This window comes from Caballeronia catudaia, assembly GCF_001544755.2.
GTDB classification, from domain to species: Bacteria; Pseudomonadota; Gammaproteobacteria; order Burkholderiales; family Burkholderiaceae; genus Caballeronia; species Caballeronia catudaia.
On the sequence record NZ_FCOF02000023.1, the window covers coordinates 21,667 to 43,426 of the forward strand.

The following is a 21,760-nucleotide window of genomic DNA, read 5'->3' on the forward strand; positions in this document are numbered from 1 at the left end:
TCACTTCTTCTTCTCGACAGCCTGAAGCATCGACTCGATCTGATGCAACAATTCGTCACGCCGTTCACGCGATAACCCGCGCAAGCGCAGCTCGAGGCGATCTTCCCCATATGACTTCAGATCGCCGACCGAGACGCCATCGAGTTTGATGTCGAGGCGCTGCGCATAGCGCTGCCGACTTGGCGTCTTCGGTGTGTCCTGAGCGCTCGCGCGCCCCTTGACGATATCGGCGACCTGGCGCGTGCTCAGATCGTCCGACGTGATCTTGTTGATGAGACGCAGCGTGGAATCGCTGCCGCGAGCGGCGTGGTATCGGGCGATCTGATAGGCCATGTTCGAACCGAACCGGTCCGGCCGCGCCACCATCTCATGCATGACGTTTTCAGGAAGCTTCGCGATGGACAGCGCCACGGCGATCGTCGATTCGTCGAGGCCCAGATGATCGGCGAGCTCGCGCTGGCTCTGAAAATGTTCCTCGTCGAGGAACCGCCGCCAGACCACGGCGTTGTCGAACACAGTCTGCGAGTCGCGCTGAACATTCAGATCGTAGCCCAGTTTGTAGCTCTGAATGCCGATCGGCAGATCGACGACCACCGCCTTGACCGTTTCCTTGTTCGCCTCTTTAAGCGCCCGCACGCGGCGGCCACCATCGCTGACGAAGAACGTTCCCGGATTCTCGTAGTCGGGAATGACGTGGATGGCCTGCTGCTGCCCTTGCTTTGCAAGGTTGACCGCCAATTCCGCGATCGAGGACTTGAGATAGAAATGGCGCGGGTTGAACGGACTAGTCTTGATCGACTTCAACGGCAGTTCGATCACTTGTCCCGTCGTATAGCGATTGGCGCGTCGCCAGGTCCGATATTCCTCGGACTCGACGCCGGTAGCGATATCGCTTGGTTCGTCGGCGACGAATGCGCTCGACCGGCCGTTTGCGGCCTGCCCTACGTGCTGAAGGTCAACGATGCCGTCGATGGCGTTCAGGCGATCGAGTGCCGTGCGTTTTTCGCTGCTCGTCGAGTCGGGGCGGGCCTTGAAGCCCTTTGCAAACTGGGACGGTTTCATTCAGGGTCCTTTATGCGCATAAAGTCAGGAGAGCATGTCGAGGATTTCATCAGCCACGGCGCGAATCTCCGCAGCACCGAGGCGCGATCCGCGGTCACTCATCTGAAGTACGGTCTGACCAAGCGCCATCGCCTGCTTGTAGCACTCGCGTGTGGGGATTTGCGTTTTAAGCAGGGGAAAACCGAGTTCCTCGAGCGCGACCTTGAGTTCGCGCGTAAGCATGCGCTTCTCTTCCGTCTTGTTCAAAAGGAAGACGGCGCGCAGGTCTTCGTTCATCACCTGCGCTTGCTGAACGAGTTTGACGAGACCGACACTCGACCAGTAGTCCGCCGGCGACGATGACGTCGGAATCACTGCGACACTCGCCGCGAGCAATACGACGCCCGATACCTTCTCGGTGATCGATGGCGGGCAATCGACCACGATGAATTCGTAGTCGTTGACGAACTTCTTGATCTCGCGGTGAATCTGCCCGCCCGCTTCGGAGAGGTTAACCACGGGAAAGGGTATTCCGTTCGCGCCGTCCGATGCAGCGCTTGACCAATGGATCAAAGTGTTCTGCCCATCGGCGTCGACGACGAGCACACGCTTCTTCTTTTCGTGAAGGGCTGCACCGAGGTGCATTGCGATCGTGCTTTTGCCGACGCCGCCCTTTTGCTGCGTGATCGCTATGATTTCCGCCGCCACGTTTTGCTCCGAAATTTTAAGTCCGTTGAATTCTACATTGACGTAATCTTTTTTTCAGTGGAAATCGACAAGATATGACGTGCGTTGGCCATTCGGCCTAGCTTTATGCGCATAAAGTCCAGTCTTCTGCGCCTGCAAACGAAAGCGATGCCTCGGCGCGAACTCGATCGGAGCTTTATGCGCATAAAGTCGCCGGTGTTGCTCCAGTTCGCCAGGTCGCGGTACGGAACGATTCGCGACGGTACGACCGTCGAGGACGATCCGTCGACGGTGGTTTGATAAGCGCGTATGTCGTCACCCGTCATCACCTGCAAAACAAAATCGCCTATGCTAAGGCGCTGTCCTAATCGTCGCCCTATCGGAGCCGTCATGACCGTTCGCAATCTGGACATTCTGTTTGCCCCAAAATCTATCGCGATCGTCGGAGCTTCATCGCGCACGGGCAGCGTCGGCGAAATGGTATGGGCGCGCGCTGCATGCGCCGGCTTCTCAGGATCCCTTTGGCCCGTCAACCCAAAATACAGATCACTGGGCGGCCAACCCGTGTACGCCGATATCGATGCGCTGCCCGAAGCCCCCAACGTCGCGGTGCTCTGCACGCGACCGCATACCTGGCCGGATCTCGTCGAACGATTGGGACGTCGCGGAACAAAAGCGGTCGTGATTGTGGGTGAGGCGACCCGGCGGATTGCGTCATCGACACCGCGACAGGACGATCTGCAAGGATCCGCCGCCGGCGCGGATGATTGGACAGTCCGGACGCTTGCTGCCGCCCGCCCCTTCCTCGTGCGCGTCGTCGGACCTGGGAGTATCGGCGTAGTGACACCCGCGATCGGCGCCTGTCTCGGCGCGCCCGCCTGCAACGTCGAATCGGGCGGAGTCGCATGGGTATCCGGGTCGAACGCATTGACGAACGGCGTATTGGGTTGGGCGCGTGCGCGCGGCCTCGGCTTCTCACGAATCGTCGCCCTTGGAGATGAAGCCGACGTCGATTCCGGCGACCTTCTCGATTTCCTCGCAAGCGATGTCTCGACGCGGGCGATTCTGCTCGCGATCGAAACTGTGCGATCTGCGCGCAAATTCATGTCGGCCGCGCGCGCCGCCGCGCGAAACAAGCCGGTGCTCGTGCTCCGCACTGGTCGGGACGATCCGTTCGATCGGCTCTACGGCGCCGCTTTTCGTCGTGCCGGGCTCGTGCGCGTCGATTCACTCGACGACTTGCTCGACGAAATCGAAACCCTCGGCATAGGCCGTGTCGCGGCGAGCGATGTCGCGACCGTCGTCACAAGCGACGGCGGCGTCGCAGCACTCGCACAGGATGCGTTCGGCGCCGCCGGCGACGACCTCGCGCAATGGCCCACCGCGGCGCGCGATGCGATCGCGACCGCGCTGCCTCGCGCCCGGGCGGGAAATCCGCTTCTGCTGGGCGATGCGGCCACTTCCGCCGATTTTGGCGCCGCACTGGAAGCGCTGGCTTCGCATCGCGAGACCGGCACCGTGTTCGTCGTGCATGCTCCGACGCATAGCGCGCCGGTTGCGGAAGTCGCGCGTACGCTCATTGCCGAGCGGCGCCATGCGTACCGCGGATTACTGGCTTGCTTCTTTGGCTGCGTCGATGCCGCGACGCGCGACGAATTGCACGCGAACGGCATACCCGTGCATACGACGCCGCATCGGCTCGCACGCGGATTCGCGCGACTCGTCGATTTCCGGCAAGGCCGCGAGTTATTGATGCAGACGCCCGACGGCCTTCCCGCCGATGTCCCCGATGACATCGATGCCGCACAACGCGACATTCGAAGCGCGCTCGGGAGCGGCATCACGGAATTGAACGGTGATCATGCGGCGCGCGTGCTCGCCCGCTTCGGTATTACGGCGAAGCCCGGACCACCGGATTCGCTGACGAGCGATGCCGTCGAGATTCAGACGCGGATGCTCAACCACCGCGTATTTGGCCCGGTGTTCGAGTTCAAGGCCGAAGGTGCACTCGGCCTCGCGGACGCTCTGCACGAGTTCGCATTGCCACCACTCAATCCCGTGCTCGCGCGCGATCTCGTCATGCGTTCGCCGCGGTCGCGCGAATTACCCACCGACACGCTGCTCAATTCGCTGACGGCGCTGTCGCAACTCGTTTGCTATATCGAGGAAATCGTTGCGTTGCGGCTCGTCCTGCGCGTGACGCGCGATTCGGTCGCCGTACACGAGCCGCTACTCACGCTGGGGGCGCATCGCAAGCCGCTCGCGATCGTGCCGTATCCACGCCGCCTCGAAGAGACGCTCGACTGGCGCGGTATGCGGGTGACCGTGCGGCCGATTCGCCCAGAGGACGAAGAAGCGCATGCCGCGTTTGTTGCCGCGAACACCGCCGAAGACCTGCGCCTGCGCTTCTTCGGCGCGGTGCGCAGTTTCGATCATTCGCAACTCGCGCGGATGACGCAGATCGACTACGACCGCGAGATGGCGCTGATCGTCACGCGGGCGAATGGTGAAGGCGTGGGAGAGACGCTAGGCGTCGCTCGCGCCATCGCCGATCCGGACAACGAGACCGCCGAGTTCGCCGTGGCCGCGCGTTCGGATATGAAGGGAAAAGGGCTGGGAAAGCTGTTGCTGTCGCGCATCATCGAGTATGCGAAAAACCGCGGTACGCGCTGGTTGATCGGCGAAGCGCTGCGCGAGAACGCCGGCATGATCGCGCTTGCGCGCAACACGGGCTTCGAATTGACGAAGACGGAAGACCCGGGCGTGGTCGGCTTCAGATTGCGATTGTGTGAAACGCCGTCGCCTACTTCGAGAGGCGCGAACGTCGATTGATGCTCGCGCGGCACTGCCTACGATTCGTTTCCGGACTTCCTGAGGTCAGACTTTATGCGCATAAAGCCAAGCGCAGCTACTGTCCCACTCACGTCGCCAGCTTGCCAAGCGCTTCATCAACCTGAACACGCGAAAGCGAAAGCTCATCGAGCAACGCTTCGGCATACGCACTTCCCGTTTCCTTCTCGAGCCGCGCGATCGTCAATGCGCAGCGCGACGTGTCCTTCCATGTCGCGATGAACGGCCGCACCGATTGCCCCGACGTGAACGCTTCGAACAGCGGCACGCGGATCTCTTCGGGCAGCGCACGCGAGGTCCACTGATACGGTTTGCCGTTGTGCGTCAGTTGCGGCGGCAGCGTGCGTTCTTTCTTCGCAGCGGGAATCAGCCCGAAGGTGCGCGCTGCATCGCCGATCTGCTCGGCCGGAAAGAGCTCGTCCGGCGTGATGTCGAACTGCGCGATATACGCTTCGATCGCCTGCATCGCGGCCGCACGATCGTCGCGCTTCTTCTGCGCGTGCGCGACGATCTCGCGCAGTTCATCGGCCTCGTCGGACGTGATCGTGAAATTCGCCTGCTTTTGCTGGAGCTCGGTGAAGCGGAGAAATTCGGAATCGGAAAGGAGTTTCGCCATCGGGGAATGCGTCGGTTATGCGGTAAATTGAAAACGGCAATACGCTATCGCGCGCGCCGTCATTTTGAGAGGGCCGCCATTCTAACGCGCGAAGAGACTGACGGTCAGTCGTGCATCATCGAAAGCGATTCGGCGGCGTCCTTCAGCAACGCGGTGATGCCTTCGATGGACGGCGCCACGTATTCGTCGATGCGACGCATGTAAGGGCAGGTGAGGGCGGCAATCGCCTGTCCCGACGGTCCGAGTAGCGGAAACGTCACGTCCGTCACGCCGAAGGTCTGCTGACTGTCCTTCTTCGAATAGCCGATTTCGCAAATCTGCCGGTAGTCGGCGTCGAGCACCGCGCGATCGAGCTCGAGTTCGCCCTTGACCTTCGTATGCTCGGCGAGCATGTGTTCGCGCTGTTCGCTTGTCTGAAACGCAAGCAACACACGGCCCGAACCGGTGTCGATCAGTCCGACCCGCGAGCCGAGCCGCACCGAAATGCCCCAGGTTCCGGGCCCATCCACTTGCGCGATGACGAGCAGATTGCCGCGATCGTAGACGGCGAGATGCACGGACTGCTCGGCTGCGTCGGCGAAACGCTGCATTACGGGCAGCGCCTCGGCAATCAGCCGATTCATTGGCGGATGACGATGCGCGAGCGCATAGAGCTTAAGGCTCAGCGAATAGCGGTCGCCTTCGGGCGAACGCACCACATATTGCCGCGCGACGAGCCGCTCCAGCATCCGATACATCTCGCTCGCGTTGCGCCCGAGCATCTTCGTTATTTCCGCACGCGTGAGCCCCGATTTCTGCTCGGACAGCAATTCGAGAATATCCAGCCCTTTGTCGAGCGCGGGCGCGCGATAGCGGTCGGCATCGTTGTCGTCAACGTCCATATGCAGTCTGGATCGATTCATGAAGTGGCGCCGAGTTTAAGCCTTTCGTCAGGGAGCGCCGAGGTCGTCGGTGAAAAACCGGCTAGGGAAATTACCGATCCGTCTCGCCCCCGTCGTTCTTGACTTCGATTTGTGCGTATATGAATAATACGTTCACTGATGAATAGATGCATCGACAGTTTCCGCAGCACCCCACGTTGCAGTCACGAAGAACAGCACGTAACAGGAGACAACGCATGAAATTCACGAAGACGCTCGCCGTCACCCTCGCCGGGGTCGGCACGATCGGCCTCGCCAACGCCGCCGACAGCGGCAAAGTCGGCCTCGGCTTGCCGATGCTCACATCGCCGTTCTGGCAGTCGTACAACAACTACCTGCCGAAATACGCGAAGGACTTGGGTCTCGACATCCTCGCGCCCGTCAATTCGAACGGCGATCCGGCGCAGCAGATCACCGACATGAACAATCTGCTGAACCTCGGCGCGAAGGGCATCCTGGTCGGGCCGCTGGATTCGGCGGCGATCAGCCGTGCGCTGGACGCGTCGTCGGCGAAGAGCGTGCCGGTCGTCGCCGTCGACGTCGCCCCGACGCAGGGCAAGGTCGCGATGGTCGTGCGCGCCGACAACCGCGCGTACGGCACGAAGTCATGCGAGTACATCGGCGAGCACGTGAAGTCGGGCAAGGTCGTGCAGATCATGGGTGATCTGGCGTCGGTGAACGGCCGCGACCGGTCCCAGGCGTTTCGCGAATGCCTGAAGAAATACCCCTCGCTGAGCCTGCTGGAGATCCCCGCCGCGTGGAAGGGCGACGCCGCCGCGACCGCGCTCGACAGTCTGCTGACCGCGAATCCGGACGTGAAGGCGATCTACATGCAGGCCGGCGGCGTTTACCTGTCGCCGACGCTCCAGACGCTGCGCCGCAAGCAACTGCTCTTCAAGGCGGGCGATCCGAAGCACATCGTGATCGTCAGCAACGACGGCATCCCGCAGGAATATGACGCGATCCGCCGCGGCGAGATCGACGCAACCATTTCCCAGCCCGCCGATCTGTACGCGAAGTACGGCCTCTTCTATATCAAGGCGGCGCTCGCCGGACAGACCTTCAAGCCCGGCCCGACGGATCACGGCAGCACCATCGTCCAGCGCGCGCCCGGCATTCTCGAGGATCAGTTGCCCGCGCCGCTGGTGACGAAGACCAACGTCGACGACAAGTCCCTCTGGGGCAATACCGTCAAATGAGCGCGCCGGTCGTAGAGGCTTTGGCGCTGACAAAGCGCTATGGTTCGACCGCCGCGCTCGCCGACGTCACGATGCGCGTGCTGCCCGGCGAGTCTCACGCGCTCGTCGGACGCAACGGCGCGGGCAAATCGACGCTCGTGTCGATGATCACCGGTTTGCGCAAACCCGACGCCGGTGAAGTCCGCTTCGGCGGCGAACCCGCGCCGCCGCTCGCCGATCGCGACGCATGGCGCGAACGCGTCGCGTGCGTCTATCAGCATTCGACGATCATCCGTGAGTTGTCAGTTGCGGAGAACCTCTTCATCAACCGGCAACATCGGCGCGGCGGCGTCATCGACTGGCGCGCGATGCGCCGCGACGCCCGCGCGCTGCTCGATCACTGGAAGATCGACGTGCGCGACGACGCGCGCGCCGGCGATCTGACGGTCGAGGCGCGGCAGCTTGTGGAGATCGCGCGAGCGCTGTCGTACGGGGCGCGCTTCATCATCCTCGACGAACCGACTGCACAGTTGGACGGCGAGGAGATCAAGCGTCTCTTCAGGCGTATCGAAGAGTTACAGACAGAAGGCGTCACTTTCCTGTTCATTTCTCATCACTTGCAGGAAGTGTATGAAATCTGTCAGGCAGTGACCGTGCTGCGCGATGCACGGCACATCGTCAGCGCGCCGGTATCGGCTTTGCCGCGCGACAAGCTGATCGAAGCGATGACGGGCGAGCAGGGCGGTCTCGCCGTCGCGGATGCCGCCGCGCGTGCGCCTTTACCCGCCGACGCATCGATCGCATTGCAAGTCGATTCGCTCTCCGGCGACGACTACGCCGACGTCAACTTCCAGGTTCGGCGCGGCGAAGTCATCGGCCTGACCGGCGCGACGACGAGCGGCCGCACGAGCGTCGCGGAAGCCATCGCCGGATTGAAGGCGCAGAAGAGCGGCACGATCAGCGTCGATGACCGTGCGCTCCCGCCCGGCGACGTGCCCGCCGCGCTCGCGAGCGGCGTCGGCTGCGTGCCGAAGGACCGGCATCGCGAAGGCCTGGTGCTGTCGCAGTCCGTTGCCGAAAACGCATCGATGACAATCGCGCGCACGCTCGGCCGCTTCGGAATTGCATCGCCCGCGAAGAAAAACGCGTTCGGACGTCGCATGATCGCCGCGCTCGGCATCAAGACACCCGGGCCCGATCACGAAGTGTCAGGCTTGTCGGGCGGCAATCAGCAAAAGGTGGTGATGGCGCGCGCGCTCGCCACCGACCCCAATGTGCTCGTGCTCATCGATCCGACTGCCGGCGTCGACGTGAAATCGAAAGAAGCGCTCCTCGGCGTCGTCGAACGCGTGCGCGAGGAAGGCAAGGCGGTGCTCGTCGTCTCCGGCGAGCTCGACGATCTGCGCACCTGCGACCGCGTGCTCGTGATGTTCCGCGGCGCGATCGCCGCCGAATTCTCTGCCGGATGGCAGGACCATGAACTCATCGAATCCGTCGAAGGAGTGAGTCTCCATGAAGCATGACGTTTCCAGTCCGGCGATGGCCGCCGTGCCGATGCAAAGGCCGCGCCCGCGCATCGAGCTTGCGCGCTTTCGCGATCTCGCGCTCGTGCCCGCGCTCGCGTTGCTGCTCGCGATCGGCGCGTTCGTCAGCCCGAGCTTTCTGACGCAGGCGAACCTGATCAGCATTCTTGGCGCGTCGGCGGCGCTCGCGCTCGTCGTGCTTGCCGAATCGCTGATCGTGCTGACGGGAAAATTCGACCTGTCGCTGGAATCGACGGTCGGCATCGCGCCCGCCGTCGGCGCGATGCTCGTGATGCCCGCGGCTTCAGCCGGCTTCGGTGTCGAATGGCCCGCGGCGGCCGGGCTCGCGGCGATCGTCGTCGTGGGCGCGCTGGTCGGATTCGTCAACGGCTTTCTGGTCGTGCGGCTGCGGCTGAACGCGTTCATCGTCACGCTCGCGATGCTGATCGTGCTGCGCGGCATGCTGGTCGGCGCGACGAAGGGCGGCACGCTGTTCGACATGCCGCCGTCCTTCTTCACGCTCGCGACGACGCTCGTGCTCGGCCTGCCGCTCTCCGTCTGGCTCGCGGCGGCGGCGTTCGCGTGCGCGGCGTTCATGCTGCGCTATCACCGCCTCGGCCGCGCGCTCTATGCGATCGGCGGCAATCCGGAGGCGGCGCGCGCGGCGGGCATTCGCGTCGAGCGCATCACGTGGGGCGTGTTCGTGCTGGGCAGCGTGCTCGCGTCGATCGGCGGACTGATCGTCACGGGCTACGTCGGCGCGATCAACGCGAATCAGGGCAACGGCATGATCTTCACGGTGTTCGCCGCGGCGGTGATCGGCGGCATCTCGCTCGACGGCGGCAAGGGCACGATGCTCGGCGCACTGTCAGGCGTTTTGCTGCTGGGCGTCGTGCAAAACCTGCTGACACTTGCGCAAGTTCCGTCGTTCTGGATTCAGGCGATCTATGGCGCGATCATTCTCGGCTCGCTGATGGTGGCGCGGCTCGCGGGTGGCGAAGCGCAAAACTGAGAGACACACATGCAAGGACACACCGACCCGCGGCTCATTCTGCTGAGCCCGGACGACAACTGCCTGATCGCCGCCGCGCGTTTGCCGGCGGGCGAAACGTTGATGATCGAAGGCAATCCGGTCACGCTTGCGACGACCGTCGAACTGGCGCACAAGATCGCGCGGCGCGCGTTGTCGAAGGATGAAAAGGTGCTGCGCTACGGCGCGATCATCGGGCACGTGAATGTCGATGTCGCGCGCGGCGAGCATCTGCATACGCACAATCTGCACAGCGACTACATTCCCACTTACACGCACGACGCCGGACACGCCTACGTGCAGCACTGAACACTTCCATGAACACTTCCGCACTGCAAGGCTATCTCCGCGCGGATGGCCGGAAAGGTATCCGCAATGTCGTCGCGGTGGCGTATCTCGTCGAATGCGCGCATCACGTCGCGCGCGAGATCGTCGCGCAGTTTCGTCCTTCGTTCGATGATTTCGACTCCGCCGCGCGCGACGACGAACCGCCCGTGCATCTGATCGGCTTTCCGGGTTGCTATCCGAACAGCTACGCCGAAAAGATGCTGGAGCGCATCTGCACGCATCCGAATGTCGGCGCGGTGCTGTTCGTGTCGCTCGGCTGCGAGAGCATGAACAAGCACTATCTCGCCGATGTCGTGCGCGCGAGCGGCCGCCCCGCCGCCGTGCTGACGATTCAGGAGACAGGCGGCACGCGCAGCACGATCCAGAACGGTCTCGACTGGGTGCGCAAGGCGCGCGCCACGCTCGCCGCGCAACGGAAAGTGCCGATGGCGCTCGACGAGCTCATCGTCGGCACGATCTGCGGCGGCTCCGACGGCACGAGCGGCATCACGGCGAATCCGGCGGTGGGCCGCGCGTTCGACGCGTTCATCGATGCGGGCGCGTCGTGCATCTTCGAGGAAACGGGAGAGCTCGTCGGCTGCGAGTTCCATATGAAGCGGCGCGCGGCGCGGCCCGAGCTGGGCGACGCCATCGTCGAATGCGTGCAAAAAGCCGCGCGCTATTACACGACGATGGGTCACGGCTCGTTCTCCGTCGGCAATGCGGACGGCGGACTGACGACGCAGGAAGAGAAATCGCTCGGCGCGTATTCGAAGAGCGGGGCGTCGCCGATCGTCGGCATCATCAAGCCGGGCGACGTGCCGCCGACCGGCGGCCTCTATCTGCTCGATGTCGTCCCCGATGGCGAACCGCGCTTCGGCTTTCCGAACATCAGCGACAACGCGGAGATCGGCGAACTGATCGCGTGCGGCTGTCACGTGATTCTCTTCACGACCGGGCGCGGGTCGGTGGTCGGCTCGGCGATATCGCCGGTCATCAAGGTCTGCGCGAATCCGTCGACGTATCGCAACCTGTCCGGCGACATGGACGTCGACGCCGGCCGCATCCTCGAAGGCCGCGCGACGCTCGACGAAGTGGGCCGCGAAATCGTCGACGTGACGTTGTCGGTGGCGGCGGGCGCGGCGTCGAAGTCCGAGTCGCTCGGGCATCAGGAGTTCATCCTGACTTACAAAACCTTCGAGCCTGTCGGTCCGGCGTGTTTGCCGGGCGGCGCGGTACGCGTTACTGTGGCGGCTTGACTTCCGCCATCTCGAAATAACCTGGGCCTTGCAGATGACCGCAGCAGCGCAAGAGGCAGTTTCACGTCGACGCAGGATTGGCCGCACCGCCCTCGATGTCACGGCGCTGTCGCTCGGCACGGCGCCGCTCGGCGGGCTGTATCACGAACTGTCGGAAGACGAGGCGCGCGCGACCGTCGATGCCGCGTGGCAGGCCGGCATCCGCTTCTTCGATACCGCGCCGCACTACGGCCACACGAAGGCGGAGCATCGTCTCGGCGATGCACTGCGGCGTTATCCGCGCGCCGACTTCGTGCTTTCGACCAAGGTGGGCCGGCGCTTCGTCCCACGCACGATGCCTTATGACGGCAGCGAGGGCTGGGCCGCGCCGCTGCCGTTTCAGGCGATCTACGACTACACCTACGACGGCATCCTGCGCTCGTTCGAGGACAGCCAGATGCGCCTCGGCATGATTGATATCGATATCGTGCTGATTCACGATATCGGCCGCGTCACGCATGGCGACAGGAACGCGCATTACTGGAAGCAACTCGTCGATGAAGGCGGTTTCCGCGCGCTCGAAGAACTGAAGAATTCGCGCGGCGTGAAAGCGGTCGGGCTCGGCGTGAACGAAGGCGCGGCGGTCATGGAAGCGATGGCGGAATTCGACATCGACTGCGCGTTGCTCGCCGGCCGCTACACGCTGCTCGAACAAGACACGCTCGACGATCTGTTGCCCGAATGCGAGAAGCGCGGCGTGAGCATTCTGCTCGGTGGCGCATTCAATTCGGGGATTCTCGCGCGGGGTCTCGATGCGAACGCGCATGGCGACCTCAAGTTCAACTACGGCGACGCGCCGAAACAGATCGTCGAGCGCGTCGGCAAGCTGGAGCGGGTATCCCGCGAACATGGCGTCGCGCTGTCGACGGCGGCCATCCAGTTTCCTTATGCGCATAAAGTTGTGGCCACGGTCCTGATGGGCGCGCGCACGCCCGATGAAGTGCGCAAGAACGCGGCATCGTTCGCGACGCCGGTTCCGTCCGCGCTGTGGGACGCGTTGCGTGCCGAAGGTTTGCTTCACGCAAAGGCGCCCGTCCCGCGATGAAAACGCAAACGCACATCGATGCGCATCAACATTATTGGGACCCGGCGCGCGGCGATTACGGCTGGCTCACGCCGGAACTGAAGCCGTTGTATCGCGTGTTCGGTCCGGCCGATCTCGCGCCTTTGCGTGAAGCGACGAACATCAAACGCACGGTCGTCGTTCAGGCCGCGCCGACCATCGACGAAACGCGCTACTTGCTCGATCTCGCGCGCGCCGACGATTCGATCGCAGGCGTCGTCGGTTGGGTTCCACTGGACTCGATCGATGCAGTGTCGATCATCGACGAATTCGCGCACGAGCCGAAGTTCAAGGCCGTGCGCCCGATGCTGCAGGATTTGCCCGACGATACGTGGATCGAACGCGCACCGCGCGAGGAGGCCATCGAACGCCTGACCGATCTCGATCTCGCTTTCGACGCGCTCATCTTCGCGCGGCATGTTCCGTCGATCGTGAAGTTCGTCGGGCGTTACCCGAAGCTCAGAATCGTCATCGATCATGGCGCGAAGCCGCCTATCCGCGATGGCGCCGAAGGCTGGCAACCCTGGGCCGATGGCATCGCGCAACTCGCCGCACTGCCCCAAAAACTTCATTGCAAACTGTCCGGTCTGGCGACGGAATCGAAGGAAAACTGGACCGACGAAACCTTAGAACCTTACGTCGCGCATCTTCTCGAACATTTCGGACCGCGACGTCTGATGTGGGGCAGCGACTGGCCGGTGCTGAATCTGAACGGAAGTTACCGCAACTGGCACGCCACGGCCAAAAGACTCACGTTACATCTCGAAAATGTCGATCAGGACGCGATTTTCGGCGGAAATGCCCGCCAGTTCTATCGGCTCTGAATCGGCCGAAATACCCGGCATGTCTCAAAAATACATTCGACTGGAGCAGTAGATGGTACAAAGACTGGCAGGCAAGACGGCGCTCATCACGGCGGCCGGACAAGGCATCGGGCTCGCGACGGCCGAGCTGTTCGTGAAGGAAGGCGCGCGCGTGATCGCAACCGACATCCGCACGGAATCGCTCGAAGGCAAGCCGTTCGAGTTCAAGCGCCTCGACGTGCGCGACGCGCAGGCGATCAACGCGCTCGCCGACGAGGTCGGCCCGATCGACGTGCTGTTCAATTGCGCGGGCTTCGTGCATGCCGGCTCGGTGCTCGAAGCGAGCGAGGAAGACTGGGATTTCGCCTTCGACCTGAACGCCAAGGCGATGTATCGGACGATCCGCGCGTTCCTGCCGAAGATGCTGGAGAAGGGCGGCGGCTCGATCATCAACATGTCGTCGGCGGCGTCGAGCGTGAAGGGCGTGCCGAATCGCTTCGTGTATGGCGCGTCGAAGGCGGCCGTGATCGGTCTCACGAAGTCCGTCGCCGCCGACTTCGTCACGCGCGGCATCCGCTGCAACGCGATCTGTCCCGGCACGGTGGAATCGCCGTCGCTGAAGGATCGCATCGCGGAGCAGGCGCAGGCGCAGGGGGCGACCGTCGAGCAGATTCAGGCGGCGTTCGTCGCGCGCCAGCCGATGGGTCGCGTCGGCCGCGCCGAAGAGATCGCCGCGCTCGCGCTCTATCTCGGCTCGGACGAATCGTCGTTCACGACCGGCCAGATTCATATAATCGACGGCGGCTGGTCCAACTGATCAACCGCTCAACTTTTTTCGGAACCAGGAGATCAAACCAGATGAAGCTGCTTCGTTACGGCCCCAAGGGTCAGGAAAAACCGGGTCTGCTCGACGCCGAGGGAAAGATTCGCGACCTGTCGAAGGTCGTCGATGACATCGCCGGCGCGACGCTGACCGAGGCGGGCCTGGCGAAACTGCGCGCCGTCGACGTCGCGACGCTGCCCGTCGTCGATGGCACGCCGCGCATCGGGCCGTGTGTCGGGCGTGTCGGCAAGATGGTGTGCATCGGCCTGAACTATGCGGATCACGCGGCGGAATCGAATCTTCCCGTGCCGACCGAGCCGGTCATCTTCAACAAGTGGACGAGCGCGATCTGCGGCCCGAACGACGAAGTCGAAATTCCGCGCAATTCGGTCAAGACCGACTGGGAAGTCGAGCTGGGCGTCGTGATCGGCAAGGAAGCCAAGTACATCGACGAGGCCAACGCGCTCGATTATGTCGCGGGCTATTGCGTCATCAACGACGTCTCCGAGCGCGAATGGCAGCTCGAGCACGGCACGCAATGGGACAAGGGCAAGGGCTTCGACACGTTCGGCCCGATCGGTCCGTGGCTCGTCACGAAGGACGAAGTCGCCGATCCGCAGAAGCTCGATCTGTGGCTCGAAGTCGACGGCCATCGCTATCAGAACGGCAATACGAAGACGATGGTGTTCACGGTCGCGCAACTGGTCGCGTATCTGTCGAAGGTGATGAGCCTGCAACCGGGCGATGTGATTTCGACGGGCACGCCGCCGGGCGTCGGCATGGGGGTGAAGCCGAGCGCCGTCTATCTGAAGGCGGGGCAGACGATGCGCCTCGGCATTCAGGGCCTCGGCGAGCAGCAACAGAAGACCGTCGCCGCGCAATAAATCGATGGGGGCCCTGGGCCCAGCCTGCTGATCTCTCTCCAAGCCCGCCGCTTCAATGCGCGCGGGCTTTTTCTTCGGCGCAAAGCCGGCATTGTTCGGCCACGCCGGCAACTCTGTTCAAAGCGCGGCGCTTTTTCCCATGCGGATCGGGGCCTAGAGTGTCAGACCTCAATCCAGCATCAGTGCCATCATGCAAATCGATACACCAGCAACGCCAGCGTCGTCGGCGGGAAATTCTACGTCCGTGCGTCAATGGCTTTCGGTCATCGCGGTAGCGGTGAGCGCGTTCGCGTTCGTGACAGCCGAATTCCTGCCTGTCGGATTGCTGCCGCAGATCGCACAAGACCTCGGCGTGTCGACGGGCGTCGCGGGTCTCATGGTCACGACGCCCGGCGTCATGGCCGCGATCTTCGCCCCCACGCTCATCGTCAGCGCAGGCCGCATGGACCGCCGTTACGTTTTCCCGCTCCTGACCGCCGTGCTCCTGATCGCCAATGCCGTGTGCGCGATCGCAGCCAGCTTTCCCGTCATGCTTGTCGGGCGAGCCCTGCTCGGCGCCGCGCTGGGCGGCTTCTGGACGCTCGCTACGGCCGCTGCGCCGCGACTCGTGCAGGCGAAGGATGCAGCGAAAGCGACGGCCACGATTCTCACCGGCGTGACCTTCGCAACCGTGATCGGCGTGCCGCTCGGAACGTTCATCGCATCGTTCGCGTCATGGCGCCTGTCCTTTGCCGCGACGGCAGGATTGGTGGCGTTGGCCCTCGTCGCGCAGGCGTTTCTCGTGCCCTCGCTGCCGTCGGCATCGGCGCTGCGCATCGCCAGTTTCAGGACGCTGCTGAGCCGGTCTCATACGCGCATGAGCCTGTTGATGGTCGCGCTCGTCTTCGGGGCGCACTTCTCGACTTATACCTATATCGCGCCGTTGCTCGAACAGGATTTCTCGCTGAGCGCGATCACGCTGCTGCTCTTTGGATTCGGGCTCGTCGGCTTCTTTTCCAATGCCTCGATGTCGATGATGGTCTCGGACCACCTCAAGAAATCCGTCGCCATGATGATCCTGCTGCTGCTGGCCGCCATGTCGTTCATGTTGCTGCTCGAGCATTCGACTTTCGGCGAGACGGCAGGGATGCTGCTGTGGGGCATTGCGTTCGGAGCGCTGCCGCTTTGCTTCAGCGTGTGGATCCAGCGCGGCACGGCGGACTTGCCGGAAGCAGGTTCCGCCATGTTCGTCAGCATCATTCAGGTTGCGATTGCGGCAGGTTCGGCGGTGGGCGGCACGATCGTCGACCGCGCGGGCGTTCACGCCGACTTCACACTGGGACTCGTGCTCGCATTGCTCGGCCTCGTGACGTTGCAACGGCTCGCAGCCCTGGAGCGATCCGACAAGGCGTCGTCGTTCGAACGGACCTGCGACGCATCGATTGAATGACGCCTTGCCCGCACGCCGCGGCCAGCGCGGCGTTGCTGCAAATGTGTATTCTCTCGTAGTCGTTCCCCGAGAGGAGCCGCCGTGAAATACCCGCTGATTCTGGGCTTCACTATCGTTGCCGTGGACTTGGTCGTGTGGCGCGCGAGACTGCCCGGCAATGACCTCGCGCGGCTCTTCATACGGCTCGGGCTGTTGTTCGCGTTGAGCGCGGTGCTCTTTTCCTCGGGCCTGAGCCCTTTCACGCAAGCTCCTTACAACGACGTCGTCGAGCTGCACTGGCTGGGGCAGATCCTCGAAATCATCTGGTGGTTGATGGGTGCGCGTCTGCTCACCCTCTCGCTGGACACGCTGCTGCTTCCGCGTGCGTGGAGAAAGCAGCGCCTGTTCTCCGACGTATTCGGCGCCGTCGTCTTTCTGGCCGCGGCAGTGGCGGCGCTCGGGTTCGTGCTCGAATTACCCGTGCGCGGGCTTGTCGCGACGTCGGGCGCGCTCGCCATCGTGCTGGGCCTCGCCATCCAGAGCACGCTCAGCGACGTTTTCGCGGGCATCGTCATCAATACGACCGAGCCGTATGCGATAGGCGACTGGGTGACGATCGACGACGTCGAGGGCAAGGTCGTCGAGATGAACTGGCGCGCGACGCACTTGCTGACCGGGCAGGGCAACACGCTCATCGTGCCGAACGCCGTCGCGGCGAAGGCGAAGATCACCAACAACAGCAGGCCGGGGGACGTCCACGGGCTGTCGCTGATTCTCGAGATCGAACCCGAGGCGCGGCCGAAGACCGTACTCGATGCACTGGGGCGTGCGCTCACCGGCTGCAACGTCATCCTCGCGACGCCGGCTCCGTTCGCGCGCATGAAGCGCACCACCGCCAACTCGGTGCAGTACGAAGTGGTCGCTTTCGTGGACGATATGAACAAGAAGCTCGCCGTGTCCAACGAGCTCTTCGATCTCTGTTACCGCCATCTCGCGGCGGCGGGCGTCGGCTTGCGCGCGCTCGGCGTGCCGGCGACGGCGCTCACATCGCGCGATGAGAAAGAAGCGCTGCTCAAGCGCGTGAACTTGTTCGACAGCCTGTCCGGCGAGGACGTGACGCGGCTCGCGAAGCGTCTCTCCCGACACGAATATCAGCCGGGTCATCAGGTTCTGGCGCCCGACACGGTGCCCGATAGTCTTTCGATCGTGCACTCCGGCGTGCTGTCGGTCTCGATCGTCGAATCGGGCGGCACACGCGAAATTTCTCGCATCGGACCGGGCGAAGCGTTCGGCGAAGCGGGCCTGCTTGCCGGGCTCGCGATGCAGGTGTCCATTACGACGCTGACGCCGTCGGTCCTGTTTCGGCTCGTCAAGGACGACATGACTTCGTTCCTCAAGGACCATCCGGATGTCGCGACGCAGATGTGCGAGCTATTGGCGTATCGGCAGGACAAGCTCGGCAAGCTCACGACTTCAATGCCCGCCGAGCAGGAAAAGGATCACTCGGTGTTCCAATGGCTCATCGGGAAGGTCTGGAATCTGCATTCCCTGCACGATGACACCAAAAGCAGTTGAGATACACGCGCGGTGGCGCTCGCCGCTTCGAACCGCCGCCGCTCAAGCATGAAAAACCGGCTGCGCGGCGGTGCTTTCGGCAATCCGCGTGATCGTGCCCTGCGCGACCGCGACGAGCTGCTCGGCGCCCCCGTCGGTGACGAACACATCGCACTGGCAAGTCGCCTGCGTCATCCCTGCGTGCACCACGCGCGCCCGCGCCATCAACGTGCCGGAGACGGCCGGACGCAGATAGTTGATCTTGTATTCCCCGGTGACGACCTTCGGCCCGAGCCTCAGCGCGCCCGCGAAGGTCAGCGCGTTGTCGACGAGATAGCTCACCACCCCGCCGTGCACGAAACCGTGTTGCTGCCTCAGCTCGTCCCTGATGGTCAGGCACAGCGTGAGACTCGCTGAATCGACCTGCATCAGTTTGGTTCCGAGCAAGGCGCTGAACGGCTGCGCATTGAGCGCACCGCGCGCGATATCGACGATTTCGGCCATTCGGACACTCCTTGGGTGGGTTCGGTGCCGTCCTGCAAAGACAATAGGAAGCGTTCGCGCGCACTGCAAGGAAGTCACGCAAAAATTGTGCAATGGTGCGTTTCGGGCGGCATGCGCGCCGCTTCGACGACGATTCGCCGACGCCGCGCATTCCCTGCATTCGCGTAGACAGGCCGTCCAGGCAAACAATTCAAGCTTTCGTGCCCCACTGCCGTAAACCCGCAGTGTCCCCGCATAGGGCGGGCCTATTTTCGGAAGTGTGGGTGTCTGTGATGTTCGGAAAAATTAAGGTTTCATCGGGTTTGCTCGCGGTGCTGGTGGTGTTTTGTCTCTTTCAAGTGGTGACCGAAGGGCTCGGATTCTGGTCGCTTTCGCGCACGCACGACGATGTCGGCAGCCTGTCCGACATCGCGCTCGCGCAGGTCAACGCGGTCAACAAGACCACGCAGCATCTGATGGACGCGCGCATCAACCTTTCCCGCGCGGGCACGCGCATGGTGCGCGGCGGCACGGAGCCGACGGAAATCGTCCAGCACGCGCGCGAGCAGATCGCGGCGGCGGACAAGTCTTTCACCGCGTTCCTGAACGCGCCCAAAACCGGCGCCGAAAACACGGCGCGCATGACCGCGCTGCAGGCGAAATACGCCGAGTACGCGAAGGCGCTGTCGGAGCTGGTCCAGTATCTCGACGCGGGCAATATCCAGGCGTTTCTGGATCAGCCGACGCAAGGTTTCCAGGACCGCTATCTTGCCGAGCAGCAGAAGTTCGTCGATTTTGGCGATGAAGCCGGCCGCGGTTATCTCTCGTCGATCGATACGCGCTACGCGTGGTTCCGCGCGGTGGGCATCGCGATTTTCGTGGCGCTCGTCGCGGGCGTGGCGCTCACGCATGTCGCGCTGCGCCGTGGCGTGATCGCGCCGCTAGAGGAAGCGGGGCGTCATTTCGAGCGCATCGCGAACGGGCGTCTCGATGAACGCATCGAAGACCGTGGCACGAACGAAATCGGCCGTCTGTTCGCGGGACTCGCAACGATGCACGCGAGCGTCGCGGGCACCGTGAAGACCGTGCGCGAGACGTCGGATTCGATCAACTTCGGCGCCGACGAAATCGCCAGCGGCAACGCCGATCTTTCCGCGCGCACGGAGAATCAGGCGGCGTCGCTGGAAGAAACCGCATCGAGCATGGAAGAGCTGACCGCGACGGTGCGCCAGAACGCCGAGCACGCGCGCGAAGCGAACACGCTCGCGGGCCAGGCGCTCGACGCGACCTCGCGCGGTTCGAGCGTCGTCGACGACGTGGTGAAGAAGATGCGCGGCATCGCGGCGAGCTCGGACAAGATCGCGGAGATCATCTCGGTCATCGACGGCATCGCGTTCCAGACCAACATCCTCGCGCTGAACGCGGCGGTCGAGGCGGCGCGCGCGGGCGAGCAGGGGCGCGGCTTCGCGGTCGTGGCGGGCGAGGTGCGCGGGCTTGCGCAGCGCTCGGCGCAATCGGCGAAGGAGATCAAGGAACTGATCGGCGAATCGGTGGCGCAGGTGAGCGACGGCTCCGTGCTCGTCGAGCGCGCGGGCACCGCGATGCGCGATGTGTCGGCTTCGATTTCGCGCGTCACGCAGATGATGGCGGAGATCAGCGCGTCGTCGCTGGAGCAGAGCGTGGGCATCGAGCAGGTGAATCAGGCCGTCACGCAGATGGACGAGATGACGCAGCAGAACGCCGCGCTCGTCGAAGAGGCCGCGGCTGCCGCGTCGTCGCTGCACGAGCAGACGCGGCAACTGAAGGCGGCGGTTTCGGTGTTTCAGCTCGCCTGAGCGCGCTCCCGCTCAGAGAGGCAGCGCCGCGTACGACGTCGCCAGGTGATACGGCGTCGTCGACGGCATCTCGGCGCGGGTGATTTCGCCCTGCGCCGAGCGGCATTCGACCCAGCCGGTGTCATGCAGAAAGCGCGCGCTGAAACGCTCGATCTGCTGACCGGTGGCGTCGCCACGCGTGGCCAGCGCGCGCAGATATTCGGTTTGCGCCCAGATACGCTGCGTGCCGTCGATCACGCGGCCGGTTTCGTCGAGCGCGGCGTGGACACCGCCGGTTTCGCGGTCGACACCGTGTTGCTGCGCGAAGTCGAAGGCGCGCGCGAGCCTTTCGTTGAGGCCTGCCGCTTCGAACGCGGCGTGTCCGCTGCCGAGCGCCAGAAAGTACCACTCGAACTGATGGCCCGGCTCCAGCCGGTTGCCCGCGGCGCCCATCGGCAATTCCGCGATCGAACCGCTCGGCTCGTGCACGAACGTATCCGCGACGGATCGCGCGAGCTGCGCGAGACGCTTGTCATAAGCGGCGTCGCCGGTCGCTTCGCGCGCGGCGAGCCACGCTTCGGCGAGATGCATCAGCGGATTTTGCAGCGGCGTTTCGAGCGTCGTGCCGAAATCTTCGGCGAGCGCCGCGTTCAACAGATCGCCGCCGGTCGAAAAACGCGCCTCGATGACGCGCGACGTTTCATCGAGCAGCGCGAACGCGTCGGCCGAACCGCTCTTCTTCGCGTAATGCGCGCACGCGAACACCACGAACGCGTGCGTGTAGAGATCCTTCTGACGCTCGAGCGGCGCACCGCTTGCATCCACGCTGTAGAACCATCCCCCGTTTCTCCTGTCCTGAAAATAGTGCCGCAGCGATTCGAAGAGCGTCGCGGCATGCGCGAGGTCGCCGGCTTCGGAGAACACGAACAGTTGCCGGGCGCAGGCCATCGCGCGATAACGCTTCGGCGGCAACGGTGCGTGATCGCCGGGCGCGACGGCTTCGTGCGCCAGCCCCAGCGACGCATTGAACCCCGGCCCGCGCCATACGGGCAGCACGATGTTTGCGTAGTGCGCGCGCAACTGAGCGGCGGAATCCGGGCTCGTCGATTGCACGGGCGATGAAGTGGATGGTTGCTGATCCTGCATACGAAGACTCTGATTAGGTCCGAAAAGCGCGCGGCATCCGAGGCACACGCAACGGGAAAGAATAGCAAAACCGGCCCGGCGCGCGCCGCGTTTTCGGCTCGGCGCTCTTCATGATCGTGTCGGCGTTCGGTTTCGCCGATGCGCTGACGGCCAGTCACGTCGATTCGGCCGATCTGGACGAAGTGCGCGTGGAGTTGTCGCGCGCATCGGCGCCCGAATATCAGGCGATCTGCGAGCGTCTGCGGCAACTCGACGTGGTGCGCGAGTTCCGCGAGGACGACGTGAGCTGAATTTGCCTGGCGGTCGCCGGTT

21 protein-coding genes are annotated in these 21,760 nt (G+C 63.6%); 15 read left to right on the top strand and 6 right to left on the bottom strand.

Annotated elements, in window-relative coordinates:
* On the bottom strand, positions 1–1,062 hold the full coding sequence (locus AWB75_RS22580; RefSeq protein ID WP_061126273.1) for a ParB/RepB/Spo0J family partition protein: 1,062 nt from the start codon (positions 1,060–1,062) through the stop codon (positions 1–3).
* A gap of 24 nt (positions 1,063–1,086) precedes the next feature.
* Positions 1,087–1,686, bottom strand: a complete 600-nt coding sequence (locus AWB75_RS22585) for an AAA family ATPase (RefSeq protein ID WP_235012201.1) — start codon at positions 1,684–1,686, stop codon at positions 1,087–1,089.
* On the opposite strand from AWB75_RS22585, the gene AWB75_RS38655 reads away from it, so the two are divergent.
* Together AWB75_RS38655 and AWB75_RS22595 are read left to right on the top strand one after the other, a co-directional pair.
* Positions 1,606–1,827 (top strand): hypothetical protein, encoded by a 222-nt coding sequence (locus AWB75_RS38655; protein WP_235012202.1) that lies wholly within the window; start codon positions 1,606–1,608, stop codon positions 1,825–1,827. The genes AWB75_RS22585 and AWB75_RS38655 overlap by 81 nt on opposite strands.
* A gap of 291 nt (positions 1,828–2,118) precedes the next feature.
* Complete coding sequence (locus AWB75_RS22595) at positions 2,119–4,560, top strand: GNAT family N-acetyltransferase (RefSeq protein ID WP_061126276.1); 2,442 nt, start codon at positions 2,119–2,121, stop codon at positions 4,558–4,560.
* A gap of 88 nt (positions 4,561–4,648) precedes the next feature.
* On the opposite strand, the gene AWB75_RS22600 is transcribed toward AWB75_RS22595, so the two are convergent.
* Together AWB75_RS22600 and AWB75_RS22605 are read right to left on the bottom strand one after the other, a co-directional pair.
* Positions 4,649–5,194: a hypothetical protein gene (locus AWB75_RS22600; protein WP_061126277.1), complete on the bottom strand. Its 546-nt coding sequence runs from the start codon at positions 5,192–5,194 to the stop codon at positions 4,649–4,651.
* Between the two features lie 104 nt (positions 5,195–5,298).
* The gene (locus AWB75_RS22605) at positions 5,299–6,075 is read right to left on the bottom strand and encodes an IclR family transcriptional regulator (RefSeq protein ID WP_061126278.1); all 777 of its coding nucleotides are present in this window, start codon (positions 6,073–6,075) and stop codon (positions 5,299–5,301) included.
* 236 nt (positions 6,076–6,311) lie between these two features.
* On the opposite strand from AWB75_RS22605, the gene AWB75_RS22610 reads away from it, so the two are divergent.
* The 11 genes from AWB75_RS22610 (at position 6,312) to AWB75_RS22660 (ending at position 18,026) form a co-directional block, all read left to right on the top strand.
* Entirely contained in the window at positions 6,312–7,313 is a 1,002-nt protein-coding gene (locus tag AWB75_RS22610; RefSeq protein ID WP_061126279.1) for a sugar ABC transporter substrate-binding protein, read from the top strand.
* Positions 7,310–8,815 carry a sugar ABC transporter ATP-binding protein gene (locus AWB75_RS22615; RefSeq protein ID WP_061126280.1) on the top strand — a complete coding sequence of 502 codons (1,506 nt, stop codon included), beginning with the start codon at positions 7,310–7,312 and terminating at the stop codon, positions 8,813–8,815. The genes AWB75_RS22610 and AWB75_RS22615 overlap by 4 nt, the downstream gene beginning before the upstream one ends.
* Complete coding sequence (locus AWB75_RS22620; RefSeq protein WP_061126281.1) at positions 8,805–9,827, top strand: ABC transporter permease; 1,023 nt, start codon at positions 8,805–8,807, stop codon at positions 9,825–9,827. The genes AWB75_RS22615 and AWB75_RS22620 overlap by 11 nt, the downstream gene beginning before the upstream one ends.
* 9 nt (positions 9,828–9,836) lie before the next feature.
* Positions 9,837–10,154: a UxaA family hydrolase gene (locus tag AWB75_RS22625; RefSeq protein WP_061126282.1), complete on the top strand. Its 318-nt coding sequence runs from the start codon at positions 9,837–9,839 to the stop codon at positions 10,152–10,154.
* 8 nt (positions 10,155–10,162) lie between these two features.
* Complete coding sequence (locus AWB75_RS22630) at positions 10,163–11,431, top strand: UxaA family hydrolase (protein WP_061126283.1); 1,269 nt, start codon at positions 10,163–10,165, stop codon at positions 11,429–11,431.
* 34 nt (positions 11,432–11,465) lie between these two features.
* Positions 11,466–12,515, top strand: a complete 1,050-nt coding sequence (locus AWB75_RS22635; RefSeq protein ID WP_061126284.1) for an aldo/keto reductase — start codon at positions 11,466–11,468, stop codon at positions 12,513–12,515.
* A complete protein-coding gene (locus AWB75_RS22640) occupies positions 12,512–13,357 on the top strand; it encodes an amidohydrolase family protein (RefSeq protein WP_061126285.1) in 846 nt (281 codons plus the stop codon). Before AWB75_RS22635 ends, AWB75_RS22640 begins: the two co-directional genes overlap by 4 nt.
* 52 nt (positions 13,358–13,409) lie before the next feature.
* Positions 13,410–14,153, top strand: coding sequence for an SDR family oxidoreductase (locus tag AWB75_RS22645; RefSeq protein WP_061126286.1), 744 nt, complete (start codon positions 13,410–13,412; stop codon positions 14,151–14,153).
* A gap of 41 nt (positions 14,154–14,194) precedes the next feature.
* The gene (locus tag AWB75_RS22650) at positions 14,195–15,043 is read left to right on the top strand and encodes an ureidoglycolate lyase (protein WP_061126287.1); all 849 of its coding nucleotides are present in this window, start codon (positions 14,195–14,197) and stop codon (positions 15,041–15,043) included.
* Positions 15,044–15,233: 190 nt separating this feature from the next.
* A complete protein-coding gene (locus tag AWB75_RS22655; RefSeq protein WP_061126288.1) occupies positions 15,234–16,472 on the top strand; it encodes an MFS transporter in 1,239 nt (412 codons plus the stop codon).
* A gap of 81 nt (positions 16,473–16,553) precedes the next feature.
* A complete protein-coding gene (locus AWB75_RS22660) occupies positions 16,554–18,026 on the top strand; it encodes a mechanosensitive ion channel family protein (protein ID WP_061126289.1) in 1,473 nt (490 codons plus the stop codon).
* Between the two features lie 42 nt (positions 18,027–18,068).
* On the opposite strand, the gene AWB75_RS22665 is transcribed toward AWB75_RS22660, so the two are convergent.
* Positions 18,069–18,509 (bottom strand): PaaI family thioesterase, encoded by a 441-nt coding sequence (locus AWB75_RS22665; protein WP_061126290.1) that lies wholly within the window; start codon positions 18,507–18,509, stop codon positions 18,069–18,071.
* 272 nt (positions 18,510–18,781) lie between these two features.
* Between AWB75_RS22665 and AWB75_RS22670 the strand changes: the two genes are divergently transcribed.
* Complete coding sequence (locus AWB75_RS22670) at positions 18,782–20,323, top strand: methyl-accepting chemotaxis protein (protein WP_061126291.1); 1,542 nt, start codon at positions 18,782–18,784, stop codon at positions 20,321–20,323.
* 12 nt (positions 20,324–20,335) lie between these two features.
* On the opposite strand, the gene AWB75_RS22675 is transcribed toward AWB75_RS22670, so the two are convergent.
* Positions 20,336–21,448, bottom strand: a complete 1,113-nt coding sequence (locus AWB75_RS22675) for an AGE family epimerase/isomerase (protein WP_061126292.1) — start codon at positions 21,446–21,448, stop codon at positions 20,336–20,338.
* Positions 21,449–21,558: 110 nt separating this feature from the next.
* On the opposite strand from AWB75_RS22675, the gene AWB75_RS22680 reads away from it, so the two are divergent.
* Positions 21,559–21,738, top strand: coding sequence for a hypothetical protein (locus AWB75_RS22680; protein WP_061126293.1), 180 nt, complete (start codon positions 21,559–21,561; stop codon positions 21,736–21,738).
* Positions 21,739–21,760: the final 22 nt, after the last annotated feature.

What these genes read in the sequence shown, in the direction of transcription:
- AWB75_RS22625 (WP_061126282.1), top strand. Translation starts at nt 9,837, where the DNA reads ATGCAAGGACACACCGACCCGCGGCTCATTCTGCTGAGCCCGGACGAC.
- AWB75_RS22655 (WP_061126288.1), top strand. Translation starts at nt 15,234, where the DNA reads ATGCAAATCGATACACCAGCAACGCCAGCGTCGTCGGCGGGAAATTCT.
- AWB75_RS22615 (WP_061126280.1), top strand. Translation starts at nt 7,310, where the DNA reads ATGAGCGCGCCGGTCGTAGAGGCTTTGGCGCTGACAAAGCGCTATGGT.
- AWB75_RS22580 (WP_061126273.1), bottom strand. Translation starts at nt 1,062, where the DNA reads ATGAAACCGTCCCAGTTTGCAAAGGGCTTCAAGGCCCGCCCCGACTCG.
- AWB75_RS22645 (WP_061126286.1), top strand. Translation starts at nt 13,410, where the DNA reads ATGGTACAAAGACTGGCAGGCAAGACGGCGCTCATCACGGCGGCCGGA.
- AWB75_RS22600 (WP_061126277.1), bottom strand. Translation starts at nt 5,194, where the DNA reads ATGGCGAAACTCCTTTCCGATTCCGAATTTCTCCGCTTCACCGAGCTC.
- AWB75_RS22610 (WP_061126279.1), top strand. Translation starts at nt 6,312, where the DNA reads ATGAAATTCACGAAGACGCTCGCCGTCACCCTCGCCGGGGTCGGCACG.
- AWB75_RS38655 (WP_235012202.1), top strand. Translation starts at nt 1,606, where the DNA reads ATGGATCAAAGTGTTCTGCCCATCGGCGTCGACGACGAGCACACGCTT.
- AWB75_RS22635 (WP_061126284.1), top strand. Translation starts at nt 11,466, where the DNA reads ATGACCGCAGCAGCGCAAGAGGCAGTTTCACGTCGACGCAGGATTGGC.
- AWB75_RS22665 (WP_061126290.1), bottom strand. Translation starts at nt 18,509, where the DNA reads ATGGCCGAAATCGTCGATATCGCGCGCGGTGCGCTCAATGCGCAGCCG.
- AWB75_RS22585 (WP_235012201.1), bottom strand. Translation starts at nt 1,686, where the DNA reads ATGCACCTCGGTGCAGCCCTTCACGAAAAGAAGAAGCGTGTGCTCGTC.
- AWB75_RS22630 (WP_061126283.1), top strand. Translation starts at nt 10,163, where the DNA reads ATGAACACTTCCGCACTGCAAGGCTATCTCCGCGCGGATGGCCGGAAA.
- AWB75_RS22650 (WP_061126287.1), top strand. Translation starts at nt 14,195, where the DNA reads ATGAAGCTGCTTCGTTACGGCCCCAAGGGTCAGGAAAAACCGGGTCTG.
- AWB75_RS22620 (WP_061126281.1), top strand. Translation starts at nt 8,805, where the DNA reads ATGAAGCATGACGTTTCCAGTCCGGCGATGGCCGCCGTGCCGATGCAA.
- AWB75_RS22595 (WP_061126276.1), top strand. Translation starts at nt 2,119, where the DNA reads ATGACCGTTCGCAATCTGGACATTCTGTTTGCCCCAAAATCTATCGCG.
- AWB75_RS22675 (WP_061126292.1), bottom strand. Translation starts at nt 21,448, where the DNA reads ATGCAGGATCAGCAACCATCCACTTCATCGCCCGTGCAATCGACGAGC.
- AWB75_RS22680 (WP_061126293.1), top strand. Translation starts at nt 21,559, where the DNA reads ATGATCGTGTCGGCGTTCGGTTTCGCCGATGCGCTGACGGCCAGTCAC.
- AWB75_RS22670 (WP_061126291.1), top strand. Translation starts at nt 18,782, where the DNA reads ATGTTCGGAAAAATTAAGGTTTCATCGGGTTTGCTCGCGGTGCTGGTG.
- AWB75_RS22640 (WP_061126285.1), top strand. Translation starts at nt 12,512, where the DNA reads ATGAAAACGCAAACGCACATCGATGCGCATCAACATTATTGGGACCCG.
- AWB75_RS22605 (WP_061126278.1), bottom strand. Translation starts at nt 6,075, where the DNA reads ATGGACGTTGACGACAACGATGCCGACCGCTATCGCGCGCCCGCGCTC.